Consider the following 21,540-nt stretch of genomic DNA (forward strand, 5'->3'; position numbering starts at 1 on the left):
TAAAAACAAAAAAGGCCAGGAATTAATTCCCGGCCTTTTTTGTTAATGGCTTACACTTATTGAGGCTTAGTTAGGCGAAGAAATGGGTGGGTTTTGTTCTGCACCTTCGTCTTCAGCTATCACGTCTTCTTGTACATTTTCAAGTGGATCATAGGGTGTGAATTGGACGAGGATGCCTACTAACGGATGATCGATGTAGTGCAGTTCATTACTTCGCATGCGTCGAGTCACCTCGACAGGGGCTATGTTTTTCACTACGTATGATTTTTCTACCAAAGAATCGAATTGGATCTCGTTATTAAAACTTTGATTGAAGCCACCAGTGAACCAATTGTTTGTACTTAAATCTTGAATGGGACGTTGCCGATTTGGTGGCCAGGGTAGTTCTGGCCATTCACTCTCTTCGCCAAAGTTTGTCGCAAATTGGGTGAGCCAAAGGTTGGTGGTTAAGTGCAGGTAACGCTGCAACTTGAGCTCGATACTGCCTTCCAACTCATGGTGATGATCGAAGCGGTCACCAGCGCTAATTATGATGCCTCGCTCTTTTTCACGTTCAACAAAAGGGTGATGCCAGCCGCCATGAAATAATACTCGGTAATGGTTATTGCGTTGAATTTTTTCAACCTGTTCGGAGAGTTGTAGCTCCTCTGGCGCAAGTAATATCAATGGATCATCACCAATGATTAACGCTGGAGAATCGTTTTCAACGCCATCGTCTTCGTTGTTGAGGACAGGTTCACTGGCTGGATTATTGTCGCCGTTACTTGCGGCAAGCGACATTGCACTGTCATCGCTGAGGCTTTGAATTTCTTCGTCAGAAACGAGTGGTTCAGGTGCTAGGCTTTGGGGGATGAGGCTGCGCCACTCTAATGGATATGACATGCGTATATCGTTACGCCACTGCTCCACTGTATGATCGGGGTTGCCTCCTTGACGAAAGAGGATCAGTTCGACTGTGTACCAAGTAACATCTGAAGCCTCGCTTTCCTGTGCATTTACAGAGCAAGACAAGCCGCCGACAAACAGCGGAAGAGTGAGGTATCGTAAAAGCGATTTTTGCAACATTTAAGCGGCCTGTGATTTTTGCGACAGTCTGTCGAGTAATTGTTCGATACTGGCAAAGCGTTGTTCGATAGTGGCCATTTCGGCATTGAATTTCAAATGGTTTGCGCCACTTAATTGGTAATTTTGTGGTTGGGTTTGCACCAATTTTACAATGGTCAAAGGATCGATGAGTGGTTCGCTTGAAAACTCGATACGTCCGCGTTCCACCGATGCTTCAATTTTAATGATTCCCAGGGTTTCTGCTCGCAATTTTAGCTCACTGACATGGAAGAGGTTTTTGGTCGCATCCGGAAGGAGGCCAAAGCGGTCAATCATTTCAACTTGAAGCTCTCGCAGTTGATCGCTATTTTGAGCGTTTGCAATTCGTTTATACATGATTAAACGGCTGTGGACATCCGGCAGATAGTCGTCGGGAATCAACGCCGGGAGGCTTAGATTCACTTCAACATTGGTGCTAGCGGTTAGATCCGAGTTGATGTCCTTGCCAGCCTTTAAGGCCTTAACTGCTTTATCTAGCAATTCCATGTACAGTGAGAAGCCAATACTTTCTATTTGGCCGCTTTGTTCGTCGCCTAAAAGTTCGCCCGCGCCGCGAATTTCCATGTCGTGTGTTGCCAGCGTGAATCCTGCACCTAAATCCGAGGTGTTCGCGATGGCCTCAAGCCTTTTGACTGCGTCACCCGTCATTTGTTTTGGCGGAGGTGTTAGGAGATAAGCATAGGCTTGATGGTGAGATCTACCAACCCGACCACGCAACTGATGCAGTTGGGCGAGACCAAATTTGTCGGCTCGATCAATAATGATGGTGTTTGCATTTGGAACATCAATCCCTGTTTCAATGATCGTACTACAGACCAAGACGTTAAAACGCTTATGGTAGAAATCGCTCATCACTTGTTCCAATTCGCTTTCGCGCAATTGTCCGTGACCAATACCGATTCGCGCTTCGGGCATTAGCTCTTGCAGTTCCCGTGCAGTTTTTTCAATTGACTTGACTTCATTGTGAAGATAGTAAACTTGACCACCCCGTAAAATTTCTCGAGCGATCGCTTCCTTGATGAGTCCATCATCACTTTGACGCACGAAGGTTTTTACTGACAGACGCTTTGCTGGCGGTGTGCTGATGATTGAGAGGTCACGCATGCCGGCCATGGACATGTTTAAGGTGCGAGGTATGGGGGTCGCGGTCAATGTGAGGATGTCCACTTCACTGCGCATTGCTTTGAGTTTTTCCTTTTGCCTCACGCCGAAACGGTGTTCTTCGTCGATGATTAAAAGGCCAAGCTCGTGATATTTAATGTCACTTTGAATTAGTTTGTGAGTACCGATAACAATGTCTACGTTACCTGAGGCTATTTTAGCTTGAACAGATTCCAGCTCTTTGTTGCTGCGGAAGCGAGATAGCACTTCTACATTGACGGGCCAATCGGCAAAGCGATCTTTAAAATTTTCGAAATGCTGTTGAGCTAAGAGTGTGGTTGGTACCAGTACAGCCACTTGCTTCCCGCTTTGAACGGCAATAAACGCTGCGCGCATGGCTACTTCGGTTTTACCGAAACCCACATCACCGCACACCAATCGATCCATTGCGTTGGGTGATAACATGTCACTGCGGACTGCGGCAATGGCTTGTTCTTGATCTGGTGTTTCTTCAAACGGGAATGCGTTTGAAAATTTCTCGTATGCATCGCCAGGATTATCAAATTGATAACCCGGTTTCACGGCGCGTTGTGCGTAGATGTCCAAGAGTTCGGCGGCAACATCGCGAATTTTTTCAGCCGCTTTGCGTTTCGCTTTGGCCCATTGATCACTGCCTAAGCGATGCAGTGGTACAACGCTATCGCCGCTACCAGAATAGCGACTAATTCTCTCCAAGCTCGCAACTGGAACATACAGCTTGTCGTTACCGGCATACTCCAATAGTAAAAATTCATGAGACTGACCTTCGACTTCAAGGATCTCCAGGCCCTGGTAACGACCAACGCCGTGATCGATATGGACTACGGCTGCACCAATACTTAACTCAGTGAGGTTCTTGATGACTTGATCGGCATTATCCTGCTCGCGTTTACGGCGTCTTTGTTGTTGAATTCGCTGGCCGAATAATTCGCCTTCAGTGATGATGGCGATGTTGTCTTCCTTCAGCCAGATACCTCGACTTATCGGTTCGACAGTCATTGCAATGTCGACCTTGTCGCCAAGAAATTCTTGCCAGCACGACATCGCTTGAGGTTTAACGCCTATGCGCGCGAGTAACTCCAGTAGCGTTTCTCGGCGGCCCGCTGTTTCCGCACAAAATAACACTCGCGTGTCGGTCTCCAATAAAAATGCTTCTAGGGCGGATAGAGGGTTGGTTGCTCGGCTATCAATACTTAAATTAGGAAGTGCTGCGGAACTAGATTGGAGTGCACCACGGAGTTCGTTATTGACGTTGATTCGCGGATATTCTTTGAGTTTCGCGAAGAGCGTATCGTTGCCGAGAAATAGTGAGGAGGGCGGCAGGATAGGGCGCTCGATATCTGCACAGCGGCTGTCGAATCGACGCTGTGCTTCTTGCCAAAAGTGGTCGACGGATGCCTCTATATTACCGCAGGTAAAAATCAGTGCGTTCTTTGGCAAGTAGTCGAATAGAGTTCCGCACTGTTCAAAAAAGAGGGGTAGGTAATATTCGATGCCTGCGGGAGCAATGCCTTCGCTCACATCTTGATATAGCGGGCAGCGCCGGTGATCGACATCGAAGTGCTGATGCCAACTATTGCGAAAGGCGTTAATTCCGTCGCCGTCTAGCGGATATTCTTTAGCGGGAAGGAGCCGAATACTGTCAATCTTTTCTACGGTTAGTTGGTTCTCGGGATCGAAGGTGCGGAGAGTTTCGACTTCATCGTCCCACAAATCAATTCGGTAGGGCTGGTGGCTTCCCATTGGGAAAATGTCGAGTATTGACCCACGTACGGCGTACTCGCCGTGTTCGTAGACAGTGTCGACATTGCGATAGCCCGTTGCCTCCAGCTGTCGCGTCATATCTTGCAGCGTGACGCTATCGCCGGTGTTTATGATCAGGCTTTGGTGTTGGACATACTCCTTTGGGCAGAGTCTGTGTATTAACGTGCTGGCGGGTACTACCAATATCCCTCGTTCTGTGTGAGGAAGGTGGTAGAGGGTGTTGAGACGTTCAGAAATAATGTCCTGGTGTGGTGAAAAGAAATCGTAAGGTAAAGTTTCCCAGTCGGGTAGATGAAAAATTGGCCAAGGAGGGGAGCTATCCTCCTGACGACTGTAGAAGTTGATTTCTGCTTCTAGTGTTGCGGCACTTGCTGTATCTGCAGTAATCACAACGGTCAAATTGGGTTGCTGCTCGGCGGCTTTTACAATGGAAAGCGCGAGGCTGCTGCCCGCAAAATCGCCCCAGCGTCTGTGGTCAGATGCTTGTTGAGGAATGTCTGGCGTTAAAGGGTTGATCGTTGTCATTACGTGTAATAGCTGCTGTCTTGGTGGGGGTGGTTATGTGGCCGGGTATTGTAACGGTTTTGAGCTTTATCGGTAGGTCAGGGGTGTCGCTTTTACGGGATGATACGGGGATTTAATGCTACCCGTTAGGGTGCGAACCCGGTTCTTTGGTTACTCATCACTCAGGGGCAGACTTCGGTCATCTAAAGTGGACAAATTTTTTGCAATCTAGTGGGCCTATCGGGATAATGGCGGCCCCCAGAACCTGGGTGACGGGCGCGGGGAAGGAATTAGAGTTCATCATTGAGAATCGAGAGCAAAGGTAACGACACGTGAATCGACCAAAACCGGAAGACTACTTTAAAGACTGGAAACAACGTGAAGCACTCGCTGAGGCCATGATCCCCATCATCGGTAAGCTCAACCGAGATCGTAACGTGAACATCTATATGTATGGCCGTTCGTTGGTGGCCCGTTCTGTCATCGATATCATGAAAGCGCACCGTCGTGTTCGCCAGATTGAAGAGAATGAACTGTCGGAATTCGAAACCTTTCCTATCCTCGAAGCCCTTAGCAAATTAGACCTTGGTCACGCCCATATTGACCTTGGTAAGCTCGCTGTCCACAACATGAAGGCCAATAATGGTGTTGTCGATGGTATTGATAGCTTTTTGGACGCGGAGCTAGCCAATCTTGTCGGTACAGCCGGCAAGCCAATCCCCGAAGCGCAGGACATCGTACTATACGGTTTTGGCCGAATTGGTCGCTTAGTGGCGCGCCTGCTTATTGAAAAAGCGGGTAGTGGCGAGGTGATGCGAGTCAAAGCTATCGTTGTGCGCAAATCGAAAGCCGACAACGACCTGGAGAAGCGCGCTAGTCTATTACGTCGTGATTCCGTGCATGGTTCCTTCAAAGGTACTATCCGAATTGATGAAGATACCGATACCTTGGTATGTAATGGCAACGAGATCAAAGTGATCTACGCTAACTCGCCAAGTGAAGTGGATTACACCAAGTACGGTATCAACAACGCTATCGTGGTGGATAACACTGGTGTATGGCGTGACGAAGCCGGCTTGAGTCAGCATTTAGAATGCCCTGGCGTATCGAAGGTGATTTTGACCGCACCGGGTAAAGGTAACTTGAAAAACATCGTTTACGGTATCAACAATGGTGAGATTCAGCCTGAAGACAAGATCATATCAGCGGCATCTTGTACTACCAATGCGATCGTGCCTGTATTAAAAGCGATCAATGATAAATACGGCGTAGAGCATGGACACGTAGAAACTGTGCATGCTTTCACCAACGATCAAAACTTGATTGATAACTTCCACAAAGGTGAGCGCCGTGGTCGTGCAGCGCCTTTGAATTTGGTCATCACCGAAACCGGTGCTGCGAAAGCTGTGGCTAAAGCGTTGCCAGAACTTGGTGGCAAGCTCACCGGTAATGCGATTCGCGTACCTACGCCTAACGTGTCGATGGCGATTCTTAATCTACGCCTCAACAACGCCGCCACTAAAGATGAGTTGAACGCGTACATGCGCGAGGTTGCTCTACATTCTGATCTTCAGCGCCAAATTGATTACACCAATTCGCCGGAAGTTGTATCGACGGATTTTGTTGGTTCACGCCATGCGTGTGTTTTCGATAGTCGCGCAAGTATCGTCGATGGTGAAAACTGCGTGCTCTACTGCTGGTATGACAACGAGTTTGGTTATAGCTGTCAGGTGGTGCGCTGTTTAGAGGATATGGCGGGCGTTAACTACAAGATGTATCCGCTTGAGGAAAATGCTTGATCGGTATTTCCGTGACAGTGGAATTAAGGAGTGGGTATAGTGCCCGCTCCTTGTCGATTTTATAGGCGTATATCGTCTTTGCTCTGTTGGCGCATGAATTCCCTTCGATAAATAGTGAATTAGACCTGGAAAGGTTTAAGCGTCATCTTTATAATTGCGCCGATTTTTCTTTGGGGTGGGTCCGGTATCCCCGGCATCGCCTACACTTGGTGAAGTGGTCTGCCGTAAACCCAGTGATGTACTACACTGGCGAAATAAGGTCTGTCACTTTATCAGCACTAAACTAGGCTCACGTACCTGTGTGCCTGTGACATCAGGGTAAGCAATCGCAAGCCCGTTTTATCCATTTAAATTAGGCTAAGACGTATGATCCAGATCCGTCAGGGACTAGATTTACCTATATCGGGTTCTCCCGAACAGTCCATAGCCCCAGGTAATCCCGTTCGCTCAGTGGCCGTTGTTGGACCAGACTACAATGGTATGAAACCTACCATGGCTGTCGCTGTGGGCGATAAGGTTAAATTAGGGCAAGTACTCTTTTCCGATAAAAAGAACCCAGGCGTTCTATACACTGCACCTGCTGCAGGTGTTGTATCGGCTATTCACCGTGGCGCGCGCCGTGTACTCCAATCGGTCGTGATTGATGTAGAAGGCGATGAGCAAGAGTCATTCGACAGCTATAGCGCTGATCAAATCAGCGGACTGAATGCCGAATCAATTACCGATAACCTGGTTAAGTCAGGCCTATGGGTAGCTCTGCGCACACGTCCATTCAGCAAAGTGCCAGAGATCGGATCTAAGCCGAGTTCAATATTTGTGACGGCGATGGACACCAATCCGCTAGCTGCCGATCCTGCTGTAGTAGTTGCTGAGCAAAAAGAGGCCTTTGACGCTGGTTTGACGGTACTCGCTCGCTTAACAGAAGGTTCAGTGTATGTCTGTGCCGCGCAGGGTGCGGATTTAGGCGTAGCCAACTCTGGGCAAGTATCTGTGCAAACGTTTGCTGGGCCTCACCCAGCGGGCAATGCCGGCACGCATATCCATTATCTAGATCCTGTCAGCGCAACTAAGACCGTATGGACTATTGGATATCAAGACGTTATTGCGTTTGGTAAGCTTTTCCTTACTGGCCAATTATACGTTGATCGCGTCATCTCATTAGCAGGGCCGCAAATAGAAAAGCCGAAGCTCGTGCGCACTCAGCTGGGTGCAAACCTCGAAGAATTAACGGCTGGTTTAATGAGAGACGGTGAAAACCGTGTTATTTCCGGCTCTGTATTTGGTGGTCGTAACGCCTACGGTCCGTACGCATACCTTGGACGTTATCACAACCAAGTGGCTGTGTTGGAAGAGGGCCGCGAGCGTCCGTTTTTGCACTACATGCGAGCTGGTGCAGACCGCTTCTCGAAAATGCCTATCTACATATCCAAGCTTTTCAGCGGAAAGCGTTTTAATTTCACAACGTCAACCAATGGCAGTGAGCGTGCGATGGTGCCAGTGGGTGCCTACGAACGTGTTATGCCTCTTGATATTTTACCAACCCAATTGCTTCGTGCATTGATTGTTAGTGATACTGAGGTCGCTCAAAAACTTGGTTGTTTAGAACTAGATGAGGAAGATCTTGCCTTGTGTACCTATGTTTGCCCCGGTAAGTACGAATACGGTCCCATCTTGCGTGACAATCTCACTAAAATTGAGAAGGAGGGGTAACCGTGAAAGCATTACGTAACTGGTTTGACTCTCTAGAGCCGCATTTTCACAAAGGTGGAAAGCTAGAAAAGTGGTATGCACTTTACGAAGCGGTAGATACCGGACTTTTCCAGCCTAACGAAGTAACCAAAACGACTTCGCATGTCCGTGATGGCATCGACCTTAAGCGTATTATGATTACGGTATGGGCGTGTACATTCCCAGCAATGTTTTATGGAATGTACAACCTGGGCTTTCAGGCAAATACCATCATGGAAGCGCAAGGCATTTTGTCCACGGGTGATTGGCATGCGCCATTGATTGAATTGCTCGCGGGCTATGACCCAAATAGTATTTGGGATTGCTTATGGCACGGTGCGGTTTACTTTCTGCCAATCTATATGACGACCTTTATCGTGGGTGGCTTCTGGGAAGTCTTATTCGCGATGGTTCGTGGACACGAAGTAAACGAAGGCTTCTTCGTCACTTCAATTTTGTTTGCCTTAATTTGTCCCCCTGATCTGCCATTGTGGCAAGTAGCAATGGGTATTAGTTTCGGTGTTGTTATCGGTAAAGAAGTTTTCGGTGGCACCGGCAAAAACTTCCTTAACCCTGCTCTAACCGGCCGAGCGTTTTTGTATTTTGCTTATGCGCCTTGGATGTCTGGTGATAGCGTATGGACTGCGGTTGACGGCTTTTCGGGTGCGACTTCACTGTCTGTTGCTGCTTCGCAAGGTGTGGAAGGGCTGGAGTCCCACATTGGTTGGATGAATGCATTTGTGGGCAACATCCATGGTTCAATCGGCGAGACGTCGACAATAGCGATTTTGCTAGGAGGCCTTGTCTTGTTAGCAATGGGTATCGCTTCTTTCCGCATCGTGGCTGGCGTAATGATTGGTATGGTAGCGACTGCGTTGTTGTTCAATGTGGTCGGCTCTGAAAGCAATCCAATGTTTGCAGTGCCCTGGCACTGGCACCTTGTAATGGGTGGTTTTGCGTTCGGTATGATGTTCATGGCAACTGACCCCGTTTCTGCATCGATGACTCACGCTGGCCGTTGGGCTTTCGGTATTCTTATCGGTGTGATGGTGGTGTTGATTCGCGTAGTGAATCCAGCGTTTCCCGAAGGCATCATGCTCGCCATCTTGTTTGCCAATTTATTTGCACCACTGATCGATCATGTCGTTGTGCAAGCCAACATTAAGCGGAGGTTAGCGCGTGTCTAGTAATAACGATACGATTTCAAAAACCTTTATCGTTGCTGTTGTTCTCTGCCTGGTGTGTTCGGTCATCGTTTCGGCGGCGGCAGTACTATTAAGACCACAGCAAGAAACGAACAAGGCAGCATTCCTAAAACGCAATATTCTTCAGTCTGCGCATATGTACGATGCGTCGAAGCCCGTCCAGGAGCAATTCGAGCAATTCACAGCACGTATTGTTGATCTTGATACGGGTAAATTCACTGACGCGGTTGATCCTGAAAGTTATGATCAGCTGATCGCAGCGAAAAGCCAAGACATGTCGGAATCTATTCCGGGCGACGAGGATATCGCGAAGTTAAAACGCCGAGAGAAATATGCTGAAGTGTATACGCTCGAAGGTGACAACGGCATCGAGTTGGTTATCTTGCCCATTCGTGGTTACGGACTGTGGGGAACCTTGTATGGTTACCTCGCGCTGGAATCTGATGCTAATACAGTCATTGGTTTGTCCTACTACGATCATCAAGAAACACCTGGACTCGGCGGAGAAGTCGATAATCCCCGCTGGAAAGGCTTGTGGACTGGTAAGAAGTTGTATGAGGGCGGCGATCTAGCGCTTCACGTACAAAAAGGTCCAGTGGAGCCTTCTGATCCTCGTAAAGAGTACAAGGTAGATGGCTTAGCTGGCGCGACGTTAACAACTCGCGGCGTAGATTTAATGTTTCAATATTGGTTGGGCGAGAATGGATATAGCAAATTCTTGACTAACCTAAGACAGGGGAAAGCGTAATGAAAGCTAAAGAACTCCTCTTCAAACCCATTTTTGACAATAACCCGATTGCGTTACAAATCCTGGGTATTTGTTCTGCGCTGGCGGTAACGGCTAGCTTACAAGTCACAGTCGTTATGTGTATCGCGCTAACCACCGTAACGGCATTCTCAAACTTTTTTGTGTCGTTGGTTCGTAAGCAGATCCCTAGCAATATTCGCATTATTGTACAGATGACCATTATTGCTTCTTTGGTAATTCTGGTGGATCAAATGCTCAAAGCATACGTTTACGAAATTAGTAAACAGTTGTCTGTATTTGTTGGCTTGATTATCACCAACTGTATTGTGATGGGCCGAGCGGAAGCGTTTGCAATGAAGAACCCGCCGATTCCTAGCTTTTTAGATGGGATCGGTAACGGTTTAGGTTATAGCGTTTTACTACTTGTTTTAGCCTTCATCCGCGAACTGATTGGCGCCGGTAAATTATTTGGAATTACGATTTTGCCAACGGTTAACGACGGTGGCTGGTATGTTCCAAATGGTCTCTTCCTGCTACCGCCTAGTGCCTTCTTCCTCATTGGCCTCATTATTTGGGCGCTGCGCTCGTGGAAGAAAGATCAGGTTGAAGCGCCTGAATTTAGAATTGCCAAAAACACTCGCCCTCAGGAGGCTTAAGCGATGGAGCATTTAATTAGCTTGTTTGTTCGCTCCATATTCATCGACAATATGGCGCTGATGTTCTTCTTGGGAATGTGTACCTTTTTGGCTATTTCCAAGAAAGTAGATGCGGCGATCGGTTTAGGTATTGCCGTAGTCGTTGTGCTTGGTATCACCGTGCCGATTAACAACTTGATTTACAACTACCTGCTGGCAGATGGCGCGTTGGCGTGGGCTGGCTTCCCTGATGTTGATCTAAGCTTTTTGGGCTTAATTTCGTACATCGGCGTTATTGCTGCGTTGGTACAAATACTCGAGATGTTTCTCGACAAGTTTGTCCCTGCTCTATACAACGCTCTTGGCGTATTCCTCCCGCTAATTACAGTGAACTGCGCAATCATGGGTGCTTCATTGTTTATGGTAGAGCGCTCATACAACTTTTCTGAAAGTGTAGTGTTTGGTTTAGGTTCAGGGGTCGGTTGGGCTCTCGCGATAACTGCATTAGCGGGCCTTCGTGAAAAAATGAAATACAGCGACATTCCCGACGGCTTGCAAGGTTTAGGTATTACCTTTATCACGGTAGGCCTTATGTCTCTAGGGTTTATGTCTTTCGGCGGAATTGATCTATAGGTAGCAACCATGAATGAAGTATCACTCGGTGTAGGCATGTTTACAGCGATTGTTTTATCGCTGGTGGTTGTGATCTTGTTTGCCCGGTCAAAACTTGTAAATAGCGGTAACGTAAATATCGAAGTGAATGGTGAGAAAACCATTACTGTTCCCGCTGGTAGTAAATTGCTCAACACCTTGGCGGACAATGATTTGTTTCTTGCATCAGCATGCGGCGGTGGCGGTTCGTGTGCGCAATGTAAATGTGTCGTTAGCGAAGGCGGGGGTGCGATGTTGCCGACCGAAGAAGCGCACTTCACACGTCGTGAAGAAGCCGAAGGTTGGCGTTTGTCTTGTCAGGTCCCTGTTAAGCAAGATATGAAAATCGAAGTCCCTGAAGAAGTCTTCGGTGTAAAACAGTGGGAATGCGAAGTTGTTTCTAATCCCAACGTTGCGACGTTTATTAAAGAGCTAACACTGAAGTTGCCAGAAGGGGAGAACGTAGACTTCCGTGCGGGCGGTTACGTTCAGCTTGAGTGCCCTCCATACGATATTAAGTTCTCTGACTTTGATGTTGAAGAAGAATACCGTGGTGATTGGGAGCGTTTCGGGTTCTTTAATCTAACGGCGAAAAATAACGAACCCGTTATTCGTGCTTATTCTATGGCGAACTATCCTGAAGAACGCGGAATGGTGAAGTTCAATATTCGTATTGCTACACCACCTCCTGGTTCCAAAGGTATTCCACCCGGTGTTATGTCGTCTTACGTATTTAACTTAAAGCCAGGTGATAAAGTAAAAGTTTATGGCCCATTTGGTGAGTTCTTCGCGAAAGAAACCAAAAACGAAATGGTGTTTATCGGTGGTGGTGCTGGTATGGCGCCAATGCGTTCACACATATTCGATCAGTTGAAGCGCTTAGGTTCCGATCGCAAAATGTCCTTCTGGTACGGTGCTCGTTCACTTCGTGAACTGTTCTATCAGGATGAGTACGATAAACTAGCCGAAGAGAATGAAAATTTCTCATGGCACGTGGCTATGTCTGACCCTCAACCTGAGGACAACTGGACAGGTCTTACTGGCTTTATTCATAACGTCTTGTATGAAGAGTATCTGAAAGATCATCCGGCACCAGAAGATTGTGAGTACTACATGTGTGGGCCTCCCATGATGAACGCTGCGGTTATCAAAATGTTGAAAGACCTCGGTGTCGAGGACGAGAACATTCTGTTGGATGACTTTGGCGGTTAATAGGCGATTGCTTTAAATAATGGCCAGACTTGTATTCGGCATTTCATTAATAAAAGCGAAGAGAGCACAACTCTCTTCGCTTTTATTCGTTATGGCTGCCCTTTCTTTTGTAGTGTTGACGGGGTGTAGTGACGGACCGGCTACGCTTTCCTTGTCCGGCCAAACCATGGGCACCAGTTATCATATTACTCTCTTACCAGGGGAAAAAAGCCGATTACCAGAGGAAATTAAGAGCATTATTGACGAGCGCTTGCGTCGCGTGAATCAAGCAATGTCGACTTACATTCCTGACTCAGAGTTAAGTCAGTTAAATTCGACGATAGACCCCGGCTGGCAATCCGTATCCACAGAGTTGGCTACAGTTCTCTCTGAAGCTATTTTGGTGGGGGCAATGACCGGTGGTGCGCTCGATGTAACCGTCGCGCCCTTGGTTAATTTATGGGGCTTTGGTCCGAGCCAAAAGCCAATTGTTATACCGACCGATATTCAAATTGCCGCTGCTCGCCAAGATGTCGGCTACGAAAAGCTGCAATTGCATTTGTCTCCACCTGAGTTAAAAAAGCCTAAGGGGCTTCATATTGATTTATCGTCGATTGCCAAAGGCTACGGCGTTGATGTTGTGGCGGAATTGTTGGCAGCATACGGAGTCGAAGATTATCTTGTGGAAATTGGTGGTGAGCTGCGAACAAAAGGGGCGAATCCGAAAGGACAGCCTTGGCGTATAGGCATCGAAATCCCCTCACCAGTGCAAGGTGGTGTTCAGCAGGCGATTAGCGTCAGTGGTAAAGCGGTAGCAACCTCAGGAGACTACCGAAATTTTTATGAGGAAGACGGAGTCCGCTATTCGCACATCATTGATCCGCGCACCGGTAAACCCATAGCCAATGCGCTGGCGTCGGTTACGGTCGTTGCCGACACGGCGGCATTTGCAGATGGGCTTGCGACAGGTCTATCAGTGATGGGTGCGGAAAATGCTTTGCGCCTAGCGGAAGAGCAGAACCTGGCTATTTACGTTATTATCAAAGAAGGCGATCAATTTATTACCCGGTATTCGAGCGCATTTAATCGATACCTGAAGGCTGAAGGATAAACCTGTCAGTCGAAGTTAATGACTAGCGTTGTGCTAGAAAGAGAGAGTTTTATGGCTACCTTTGTGTTTACTTTAATTGTGTTATCGCTCGTAGTGGCAGGAATGTCGATTGGCATTTTGTTGGGCAGGAAGCCAATATCTGGATCATGCGGCGGTATGAGCGCGCTAGGCATTGATACTAGTTGTGATATTTGCGGCGGTGACCCCAATAAATGTGAAGAAACGAATGCCGACGATGAAGTTCGGGAGCAGAAAGAATTGGCCTACGATGCTTCCCGTAACTCGTAATGTTCGTGTTGATTGAGCAGTTAGCTTTGGATGATGCGTATGGATTATGATGTTTTAGTCATCGGCTCCGGCCCAGCAGGTGAGGGTGCCGCAATGGCCTGTGTGAAAAATGGCAAACGCGTCGCCATGGTGGAAAGTCAGATGGCCGTCGGGGGCAACTGTACTCACAAAGGCACTATCCCGTCTAAAGCTTTGCGTAACGCGATAAAGCAAGTTGCTAGATTCAATACTAATCCGCTTTTCAGAGCTATCGGCGATGCACGTGTTTTAAGCTTTCCGAAAGTCGTTGAATCCGCATTGCATGTCATACCTAAGCAAGCCGATATGCATGCACGGCATTTCACTCGAAACAGAATCACTATTTTAAAAGGTTTGGCCAAACTGGTTGACCTGCATAAAGTCGAAGTCGAGTATGAAGATGGTGTGCGAGAAACCTACACGGCCGATAAAATTGTTATTGCTACCGGCTCGCGACCCTATCGCCCGGATGAAGTGAACTTTAATCACCCTCGCGTATACGATAGCGATACTATTTTAGACATGGCGCATACTCCACGCACCATGATTATTTATGGCGCTGGTGTCATTGGATGTGAATATGCCTCTATCTTTTCTGGTATGGGCGTTAAAGTTGATCTCATTAACAGTCGCGATAGATTGCTATCCTTTTTAGATGATGAAATCTCCGATGCCTTAAGTTATCACCTTCGCGATAATAGTGTGATGGTAAGGCACAATGAAGAATTCCTAAAGATGGGCGATGACGCCGATCGCTTGGAAATTTATCTGAAGTCTGGCAAACGTTTACGTGCCGATGCGTTGTTATGGTGTAACGGCCGCAGCGGCAACACCGATACGTTAGGCTTGGAAAACGTTGGCTTGGTTCACGATCACCGCGGCCAAGTATCGGTTAACGAGCAGTATCAAACTGGCGTAGATCATGTCTATGCTGCCGGTGATGTGATTGGCTGGCCTAGTTTGGCGAGTGCATCATACAACCAAGGGCGAGTTGTTGCCGCCGCGATATTGGGTGAAGAATCAAAGCCAATCACTGAAACCCCGACGGGCATCTATACGCTTCCAGAAATTAGTTCGTTAGGTAAAACGGAGCGTGAACTCACCGAAGCGAAGGTTCCATACGAGGTAGGGCGGGCATATTTTAAAAACACCGCGCGTGCTCAGATTAGTGGTGACGAAGTAGGCGTTCTTAAGTTGCTGTTTCATATAGATACCTATGAAATTTTAGGCATCCATTGCTTTGGCGCGGAAGCATCTGAAATTATTCACATTGGCCAGGCCATCATGAATCAAACCGGTGACGCCAACAATATTCACTATTTTGTGAATACCGTCTTTAATTATCCTACCATGGCAGAAGCCTACCGGACCGCGGCACTGGAAGGTATTAATCGTCTAAACCGCTATTAACCCTGAATGATTGAAGTAAGCGCGAAAGCCGTGAGTGAAGATACTCGCGGCTTTTTTGTGCATTTAAGATCAAGAGATACTCAATCGACGATAACTCGGGTTAGGAGAAAAGCTTTCGATTCTCTTTCATCAGTCGCTTCAAGGCTGTAGGCACTTAATGTAGCGGATATCGAATGAGCATCGCCTCAATGTTATGTGATAACTGAGACCAGCTTTTGGCGTGTCGAGTATCACTATCAAAGTAAACACTGATAGCAACTGTATAGTTGTGCAAAATGTAGGGTTTTTCTTGTTTGCGCGCAGCAAATAGAAAAGGAATATGAGGTATATTTCTTTTAACAACAATAAGTTAGCCTATGAATCAAAGATGAATTCTAGCATAACGAGCGGTGCTCAACGCAGTCGGTCGCTAATGATCGACCGCAGGGCTGAAAAAGCCGGCAGTTCAGCGAAAAACTGAGGGAAAAGTTTAATTAGATACGCTAAGCTTCGGGAATCTAATGAATTTTTACTAGAAGCTGATTGATATCTAGGCGTGTTTAACTGGGCGTCATTAGTTGAGCCTCTAAAGTTGAGCCTCAGGTCCGCACACTAGAGGGCGCAGAATCCTCACCAGGCTTTGGTCGCCGCTTTCGATCTAGCTCGCAGCCTAATCACCACTATCATTCGTTTTAAGGAAACTGTTGTGACGCAAAGCGCTAAAGTGAATTTAACTTCCCTTAAGCTGGTTCACGATGAATTAGTTGCCACGATTGAACAAGCCGCGTCAAAGCTGGAACAGTTTGTCGGCGATATGAATAATGCCGAACTGCTGCAAGAGAGCATTGAAGGTATGCAGCAAATTAGCGGTACATTGAGTCTATTGCAGCTGCATGGCGCTGATCTGCTCGCAAAAGAATTGCTCGCACTCGCCAATGAAATTACGGTCGGCGATGACGGCATGGAGCATAAGCTCAGTGTCCTCACCAGCGCGTTTTTCATCGTCCCACGTTATATTGAGTATACCTTACAAACTCATCGTGCCATTCCCGTATTACTGATCCCCTATATCAATGAACTTCGACAAGCAAGAGGTATTAGAGCTTACGAAGAAAGCTACTTTTTTGAAGTGGACTTAACCCGCGGGAAAAATTTGGCAGGACGCAGTAGTGCGGTATTGAGCGAAGACTTATCGGCACTTGTACGGCGTTTACGTCATATGTACCAAGTCGGCTTGCTCAACATCATGCATGGTAAATTGGTAAAACCCTCGTTTGGGATGATGCAGCGTGCCGTTGAAAGGTTGTCGGCAGTATGTGGTGGTCGACCCCTCGATACGCTTTGGCAAGTGGCGTCGGTTGCATTTGGTGTAATGGGCTCCGAACAGATGGAGGCTAACCGCGCGCGTAAATTACTCTTTGGTGCAATCGACCGCGAAATCAAACAACTTCAACAGAAAGGGCAGGCAGCTCTCGATAAAGAGCCTCCCAAGTTATTGGTAAAAGATTGTTTATACATTATCGCTTCCTCAGGTGCTTCTTCTGAGGAGGTTAACAACATTCAAGAAGTCTACGCTTACGAGGCTTTAGGCTATACCGACAAAGAGTTAGCCCGGGAACGAGAGGCGTTGAGTGGCCCAAGTGCGACTACTGTTAATTCTGTCGCGGCGGTACTGAAAGATGAACTCAATTCTATTAAAGATGTTCTAGAGCGCGCGTCACAGAGTGGTGTAGAAGGCATCGATGACATCGACCAGTTAGTGAGTACCCTTAACAAAGTTGCAGAAATTCTCGCCGTTGTTGGCTTAACAATGGCCAGCAATGCGTTAAAAGATGAAATTAAGCACGTAGCGACGTGGAAAGAGTCACCACAATCGGCTGACGCAAAAGGCATGATTGATCTCGCGGACGCAGTCCTCTACGTCGAAAGCACAATTTCTGGCTTAGAAATGTCCAATTTATCGGATGATAAGCTCAACCGTGCAAATTCTATCGCGCGAAAAGAAGTCATCGCCTCTAGCCAATTAGCTGAAGCCGAAATGGTTGTGTTGAATGAAGCGGAATCCGGTCTAGCCATGATTAAGCGAGCACTCAACTCTTTTGCTGATTCAAACTACGATCGTGGCCACATCAAAAATGTTGCAGCAACACTTAATAGCGTGCGTGGTGGCATGGCGGTTTTGAATCTACAGCGGGGCAGTAAAGTTGTAGCCAGTTGCGTTGAGTTTGTAGAAGATACTTTGCTACACAATGATCAACCTGCAGCGTTGCAACATCTATTAGAGACCTTTGCGGATGCGGTAATTGGCCTGGAATATTACCTTGATGCTGTCAAGACTGACCGCCAGGCGGGTGACGCGATCTTGGAAATTGCAGAAGAAAGTTTAGAGGCTTTAGGCCACCCCGTGGCAAGTTAAAACGACCTAGTGGCAAATTAATGCATCGCTTTATCTCCGGTAAACAGTTTGCAGTAGATCAAACCACGTCTAACCCAACACCTTACTATGTTGTACTGGGGGAAGGGGACACTTTGTTGGCGACGGGGGATTTTCCGTGGCGACCTCTATCTGAGCCGCAGTGGCGATCACTGGATATACCTGCGTCAGCCCAACATCTTCTAGGTGGTTATGAAGGCCATCCTTGTTTTGCGGTTAAGATTGATACCCTGTCGATGCCACCAGAACCTTTTCATTGGGTTGGTTTGCGCCAATTGTTGTCGGCTCAACGAATTCTAGACGATGAATTTGGGATGGTCGGTGCAGCGTTGCAAGTGCTGGACTGGGAACAAACTCACCAATTTTGTAGCCGCTGCGGCTCGCCAGTGGGCGAGCACTCGAGCGATAGAGCCAAGGTGTGCGGATCTTGTAAAATTCATTTTTATCCCCGCATCTCGCCTTGTGTTATCACGCTGGTGTCGAGAGATGATCATTGTTTGTTGGCACGACACAATCGAAGCCCGTCTAATTTTTATAGCACGCTTGCAGGTTTTATCGAAGCGGGAGAGAGCGTGGAACAAGCGCTACATCGCGAGGTGGCAGAAGAAGTTGGGGTCTCGGTGAAGAACATTCAATACTTTGCATCACAGCCCTGGCCTTACCCCGGACAGTTGATGTTGGGCTATACGGCAGAATACGATAGCGGTGAGATTAAGGTAGACGGTGTGGAAATTGCGGACGCGCGATGGTTCAAATTTAACGAGCTGCCCCCTGTCCCTCCTACTGGCAGTATTGCAGGGCGGTTGATACAACGCTTTGTGGAACAGCATCAATAAAAAGGGATAACTATGTTCTACACAATTTTTTCAGCGGTTATTACCCTTCTCGGTGTCGTCCTCGTACTCTTGGCTTTAAAAGTGCTGGTTCGCAAAGGCTGGCTGCTAGGCTGGTTACGCGGTATGGCGGGGGTGTTGCTGGTTTTTGGCGGCGTAATAGTAGTTTTTGGCGCGCTCGACTTGTATAGCTACAAACAATTGGTAGAAGAGGAATTTGTGGCGACGGTGAGTTTTGAGCAGCTTGAGACTCAGCGATATACAGCGATACTGGTAGATAGCGATGGCTCTGAACAACGTTACGAATTGGCCGGTGACCAATGGCAATTGGATGCTCGGCTGATCAAATGGCCAACGGCGCTACAAGGTGCCGGTGTTAAACCTGGATATCGCTTGGATCGAATCAGTGGTCGCTATTACTCCCTCGAGGAAGAGCGCAACGCTGAGCGGACAGTTTATGCCTTGAATGAAAGCGCCATGGGTATCGACATTTGGGAGAGCTTCCGTGGTTGGGGTTCTTTTCTCAATATCATTGATGCGATATATGGCACGGCCACATTCGTTCCCATGACGGATGGCGCTGTCTATGAAGTACGCTTGTCGAATACGGGTCTCCTTGCACGGCCACTGAATGACATCGCGCGTACGGCCCTCTATCAATGGTCTGAATAAGCGTAAACGTTACGCACCTCCATAGGATGGTAAACGTTGTGTAATACGTTAGAATGATGCGCTGTAGGCTCGCAACCAACTGGATAATTCTAATAATGGTTGCTTGCTAATCGCACGTTCACTTAAGACTATTAACGCAGACAGACCCTTCATGGAATATACCGCAGATTTTCTCTCCAGCTATGGACTCTTCCTAGCCAAAACACTCACAGTCCTTGTCAGTATTGCCATTATTATGATTTTGGCGTTTGCCCTTGGGCAAAAAGGGCACAAGCCGCAAAAAGGTCATATTGAAGTTACTAACTTAAATGATCTTTACGACGATATGAGCCATACCCTTAAAGCTTCTGTGGTATCCCCTGAGCAAGAAAAGCTCGATGCAAAAGCTGCCAAGAAAAAAGCGAAAGCAGAGAAAGCTGAGCGTAAAAAGCAGATGAAGTCCCAGAAGGCCAAAGCGTCGGAATCAGACAGTACGGCTGAGACAGCTGATGACACCGCACGTAAGCGCGTCTATGTGGTGAATTTTGATGGAGATGTCAAAGCGTCGGCTACTGACAACTTGCGTGAAGAAATTACCGCTATTCTCAGCCTTGCTAGAGAAAAAGACGAAGTCGTCATGCGTCTCGAGAGCGGAGGCGGTATGGTACATAGCTATGGATTAGCCGCTAGCCAGCTGCAACGAATTACTGAAAAATCAATTCCGTTGACGGTCTGCGTCGATAAAGTTGCGGCCAGCGGTGGCTACATGATGGCTTGTGTGGCGGACAAAATTATTGCGGCGCCGTTCGCCATTGTGGGATCGATTGGTGTGGTGGGGCAGTTACCCAATTTTAATCGCCTACTGAAGAAAAACGATATCGACTTTGAGATGCACACGGCCGGAGAGTACAAGCGCACCTTAACCGTCTTTGCGGAAAATACCGACAAGGCACGAGAGAAGTTTGGTCAAGAGTTGGAAGAAACTCATGGGCTGTTCAAAGAATATATCCGAGATAACCGTCCAGAGCTTGATGTTGAAGCAGTCGCTACCGGTGAAACATGGTATGGCAAGCGAGCGCTAGACAATAAGTTAATTGATCTAGTGCAGACAAGCGATGCCTATCTCACAGGGCAAGTGAAAGATGCTGATATCGTAGAAGTGCAATACCTGGTGAAAAAGAGTCTTCAGGAAAAAATTGGTTTTGCCGCCCAACACGCGATGGACCGCCTATTGTTAACATGGTGGGAGCGGGCGAATCAGAGCCGATTTTTTTCATAGGTTCTAACAACATTTGATTTAGTGATAGGTAGGAAGTGAAAAACTATGAGTGACGACGTCTTTTCCGCGCTTTGGGTTGAATCAACGGCAAATAGGCAAACGGTACAAAAAGTCGTCGAGCGTAACGTAAGTGATTTACCCAAACACCCGCTGTTGGTTGATGTTCGCTACTCTTCACTGAATTATAAAGATGCGCTTTCTGCCAACGGCAAGCCCGGTGTCACCAAGCAATACCCACATACGCCAGGTATTGATGCCGCTGGTTACGTTATCGAAGACACCAGCGGAAAATTTCAAGTGGGTGATGCCGTTATTGTATCGGGCTATGATCTCGGCATGAATACGCCCGGTGGCCTAGCCCAACGGATATCCGTCCCATCTGACTGGGCCGTACCTCTCCCCGATAATTTGTCGATGTTAGAAGCGATGACTATCGGCACGGCTGGGTTTACTGCCGCACTGTGTGTACAAAAAATTCTTCGTATGGGCGCTAAAGCCGACGATGGTCAAGTCATCGTGACAGGCGCCACCGGTGGAGTGGGAAGTTTCGCTGTTGCGCTGTTAAACCATCTGCAATTTTCGGTCGTTGCGAGCACGGGCAAACTGGAGCAAAGCGAATGGTTATCAAGCTTAGGGGCGCAACAAATTTTAGATCGTGCAAGCTTAACGGAACTCTCGGACAGACCACTGGCGCAGCCGCGTTGGGCGCATGCCATTGATTGTGTGGGTGGAGAAATTCTTAATAACGTTATCAAATCTCTTCAGTACCAAGGTAGCGTCGCCATTTGTGGTATGACGTTGTCTCCGCAGCTGAACACGAATGTATTTCCATTCATATTACGCGGTGTCAATTTGCTTGGAGTGGATTGTGTTGAATTGCCTCTTGCCGCAAAAGTGGCGAACTGGGATTTGTTGTCTGGCGAATTCAAACTGCCCCAGCTTGAGACTATGGCTGAGTTGATCCGCCTTCAGGAGGCGCCCGAGTACCTTGCTAGATTGTTGAATGGCCACGCCCGTGGTCGATATGTTGTAGATCTAAGCTTGTAGTCGCGCTATCGCGTCCTCAGG

General features: G+C 47.7%; 17 protein-coding genes. 15 read left to right on the forward strand and 2 right to left on the reverse strand.

Going from position 1 to position 21,540, the window contains the following annotated elements; genetic code table 11:
• Positions 1-66 precede the first annotated feature (66 nt).
• Positions 67-1,065, reverse strand: a complete 999-nt coding sequence (locus ACZ5NB_RS07435; RefSeq protein ID WP_460232410.1) for a CsiV family protein — start codon at positions 1,063-1,065, stop codon at positions 67-69.
• On the reverse strand, positions 1,066-4,533 hold the full coding sequence (mfd, locus tag ACZ5NB_RS07440) for a transcription-repair coupling factor (protein WP_460232412.1): 3,468 nt from the start codon (positions 4,531-4,533) through the stop codon (positions 1,066-1,068).
• Positions 4,534-4,910: 377 nt separating this feature from the next.
• Here mfd and ACZ5NB_RS07445 point away from each other — a divergent pair, with 377 nt between their 5' ends.
• The 15 genes from ACZ5NB_RS07445 (at position 4,911) to ACZ5NB_RS07515 (ending at position 21,519) form a co-directional block, all read left to right on the forward strand.
• Complete coding sequence (locus ACZ5NB_RS07445; RefSeq protein ID WP_460232988.1) at positions 4,911-6,311, forward strand: glyceraldehyde-3-phosphate dehydrogenase; 1,401 nt, start codon at positions 4,911-4,913, stop codon at positions 6,309-6,311.
• Between the two features lie 366 nt (positions 6,312-6,677).
• A complete protein-coding gene (locus ACZ5NB_RS07450; protein WP_460232414.1) occupies positions 6,678-8,021 on the forward strand; it encodes a Na(+)-translocating NADH-quinone reductase subunit A in 1,344 nt (447 codons plus the stop codon).
• 2 nt (positions 8,022-8,023) lie between these two features.
• Complete coding sequence (locus tag ACZ5NB_RS07455; protein WP_460232415.1) at positions 8,024-9,226, forward strand: NADH:ubiquinone reductase (Na(+)-transporting) subunit B; 1,203 nt, start codon at positions 8,024-8,026, stop codon at positions 9,224-9,226.
• Positions 9,219-9,992: a Na(+)-translocating NADH-quinone reductase subunit C gene (locus ACZ5NB_RS07460; protein WP_460232416.1), complete on the forward strand. Its 774-nt coding sequence runs from the start codon at positions 9,219-9,221 to the stop codon at positions 9,990-9,992. The genes ACZ5NB_RS07455 and ACZ5NB_RS07460 overlap by 8 nt, the downstream gene beginning before the upstream one ends.
• Positions 9,992-10,648, forward strand: a complete 657-nt coding sequence (locus tag ACZ5NB_RS07465) for an NADH:ubiquinone reductase (Na(+)-transporting) subunit D (RefSeq protein WP_460232417.1) — start codon at positions 9,992-9,994, stop codon at positions 10,646-10,648. Before ACZ5NB_RS07460 ends, ACZ5NB_RS07465 begins: the two co-directional genes overlap by 1 nt.
• A gap of 3 nt (positions 10,649-10,651) precedes the next feature.
• Entirely contained in the window at positions 10,652-11,260 is a 609-nt protein-coding gene (gene nqrE / locus ACZ5NB_RS07470) for an NADH:ubiquinone reductase (Na(+)-transporting) subunit E (protein WP_460232419.1), read from the forward strand.
• A gap of 9 nt (positions 11,261-11,269) precedes the next feature.
• On the forward strand, positions 11,270-12,490 hold the full coding sequence (gene nqrF, locus ACZ5NB_RS07475) for an NADH:ubiquinone reductase (Na(+)-transporting) subunit F (RefSeq protein WP_460232421.1): 1,221 nt from the start codon (positions 11,270-11,272) through the stop codon (positions 12,488-12,490).
• A gap of 19 nt (positions 12,491-12,509) precedes the next feature.
• The gene (locus ACZ5NB_RS07480; protein WP_460232422.1) at positions 12,510-13,580 is read left to right on the forward strand and encodes an FAD:protein FMN transferase; all 1,071 of its coding nucleotides are present in this window, start codon (positions 12,510-12,512) and stop codon (positions 13,578-13,580) included.
• 51 nt (positions 13,581-13,631) lie between these two features.
• A complete protein-coding gene (nqrM, locus tag ACZ5NB_RS07485; protein WP_460232424.1) occupies positions 13,632-13,868 on the forward strand; it encodes a (Na+)-NQR maturation NqrM in 237 nt (78 codons plus the stop codon).
• A 30-nt stretch (positions 13,869-13,898) separates the two neighbouring features.
• A complete protein-coding gene (gene sthA / locus ACZ5NB_RS07490) occupies positions 13,899-15,296 on the forward strand; it encodes a Si-specific NAD(P)(+) transhydrogenase (protein ID WP_460232426.1) in 1,398 nt (465 codons plus the stop codon).
• Positions 15,297-15,981: 685 nt separating this feature from the next.
• The gene (locus ACZ5NB_RS07495) at positions 15,982-17,691 is read left to right on the forward strand and encodes a pilus assembly protein (protein WP_460232428.1); all 1,710 of its coding nucleotides are present in this window, start codon (positions 15,982-15,984) and stop codon (positions 17,689-17,691) included.
• Between the two features lie 20 nt (positions 17,692-17,711).
• Entirely contained in the window at positions 17,712-18,545 is an 834-nt protein-coding gene (gene nudC, locus ACZ5NB_RS07500) for an NAD(+) diphosphatase (protein ID WP_460232430.1), read from the forward strand.
• A gap of 12 nt (positions 18,546-18,557) precedes the next feature.
• Positions 18,558-19,214, forward strand: a complete 657-nt coding sequence (locus ACZ5NB_RS07505; RefSeq protein WP_460232431.1) for a cation/multidrug efflux pump — start codon at positions 18,558-18,560, stop codon at positions 19,212-19,214.
• Positions 19,215-19,365: 151 nt separating this feature from the next.
• Positions 19,366-20,472: a protease SohB gene (gene sohB, locus ACZ5NB_RS07510; protein WP_460232433.1), complete on the forward strand. Its 1,107-nt coding sequence runs from the start codon at positions 19,366-19,368 to the stop codon at positions 20,470-20,472.
• A 45-nt stretch (positions 20,473-20,517) separates the two neighbouring features.
• Complete coding sequence (locus ACZ5NB_RS07515; RefSeq protein WP_460232435.1) at positions 20,518-21,519, forward strand: YhdH/YhfP family quinone oxidoreductase; 1,002 nt, start codon at positions 20,518-20,520, stop codon at positions 21,517-21,519.
• Positions 21,520-21,540: the final 21 nt, after the last annotated feature.

It is taken from the genome of Aurantivibrio plasticivorans (assembly GCF_055392955.1).

Excerpts from the sequence above, each read along its gene's own strand:
- nqrE (WP_460232419.1), top strand. The coding sequence starts at position 10,652 with ATGGAGCATTTAATTAGCTTGTTTGTTCGCTCCATATTCATCGACAAT.
- nudC (WP_460232430.1), top strand. The coding sequence starts at position 17,712 with ATGCATCGCTTTATCTCCGGTAAACAGTTTGCAGTAGATCAAACCACG.
- sthA (WP_460232426.1), top strand. The coding sequence starts at position 13,899 with ATGATGCGTATGGATTATGATGTTTTAGTCATCGGCTCCGGCCCAGCA.
- ACZ5NB_RS07445 (WP_460232988.1), top strand. The coding sequence starts at position 4,911 with ATGATCCCCATCATCGGTAAGCTCAACCGAGATCGTAACGTGAACATC.
- ACZ5NB_RS07450 (WP_460232414.1), top strand. The coding sequence starts at position 6,678 with ATGATCCAGATCCGTCAGGGACTAGATTTACCTATATCGGGTTCTCCC.
- ACZ5NB_RS07515 (WP_460232435.1), top strand. The coding sequence starts at position 20,518 with ATGAGTGACGACGTCTTTTCCGCGCTTTGGGTTGAATCAACGGCAAAT.
- sohB (WP_460232433.1), top strand. The coding sequence starts at position 19,366 with ATGGAATATACCGCAGATTTTCTCTCCAGCTATGGACTCTTCCTAGCC.
- ACZ5NB_RS07480 (WP_460232422.1), top strand. The coding sequence starts at position 12,510 with ATGGCCAGACTTGTATTCGGCATTTCATTAATAAAAGCGAAGAGAGCA.
- ACZ5NB_RS07465 (WP_460232417.1), top strand. The coding sequence starts at position 9,992 with ATGAAAGCTAAAGAACTCCTCTTCAAACCCATTTTTGACAATAACCCG.
- nqrM (WP_460232424.1), top strand. The coding sequence starts at position 13,632 with ATGGCTACCTTTGTGTTTACTTTAATTGTGTTATCGCTCGTAGTGGCA.
- nqrF (WP_460232421.1), top strand. The coding sequence starts at position 11,270 with ATGAATGAAGTATCACTCGGTGTAGGCATGTTTACAGCGATTGTTTTA.
- ACZ5NB_RS07435 (WP_460232410.1), bottom strand. The coding sequence starts at position 1,065 with ATGTTGCAAAAATCGCTTTTACGATACCTCACTCTTCCGCTGTTTGTC.
- mfd (WP_460232412.1), bottom strand. The coding sequence starts at position 4,533 with ATGACAACGATCAACCCTTTAACGCCAGACATTCCTCAACAAGCATCT.
- ACZ5NB_RS07505 (WP_460232431.1), top strand. The coding sequence starts at position 18,558 with ATGTTCTACACAATTTTTTCAGCGGTTATTACCCTTCTCGGTGTCGTC.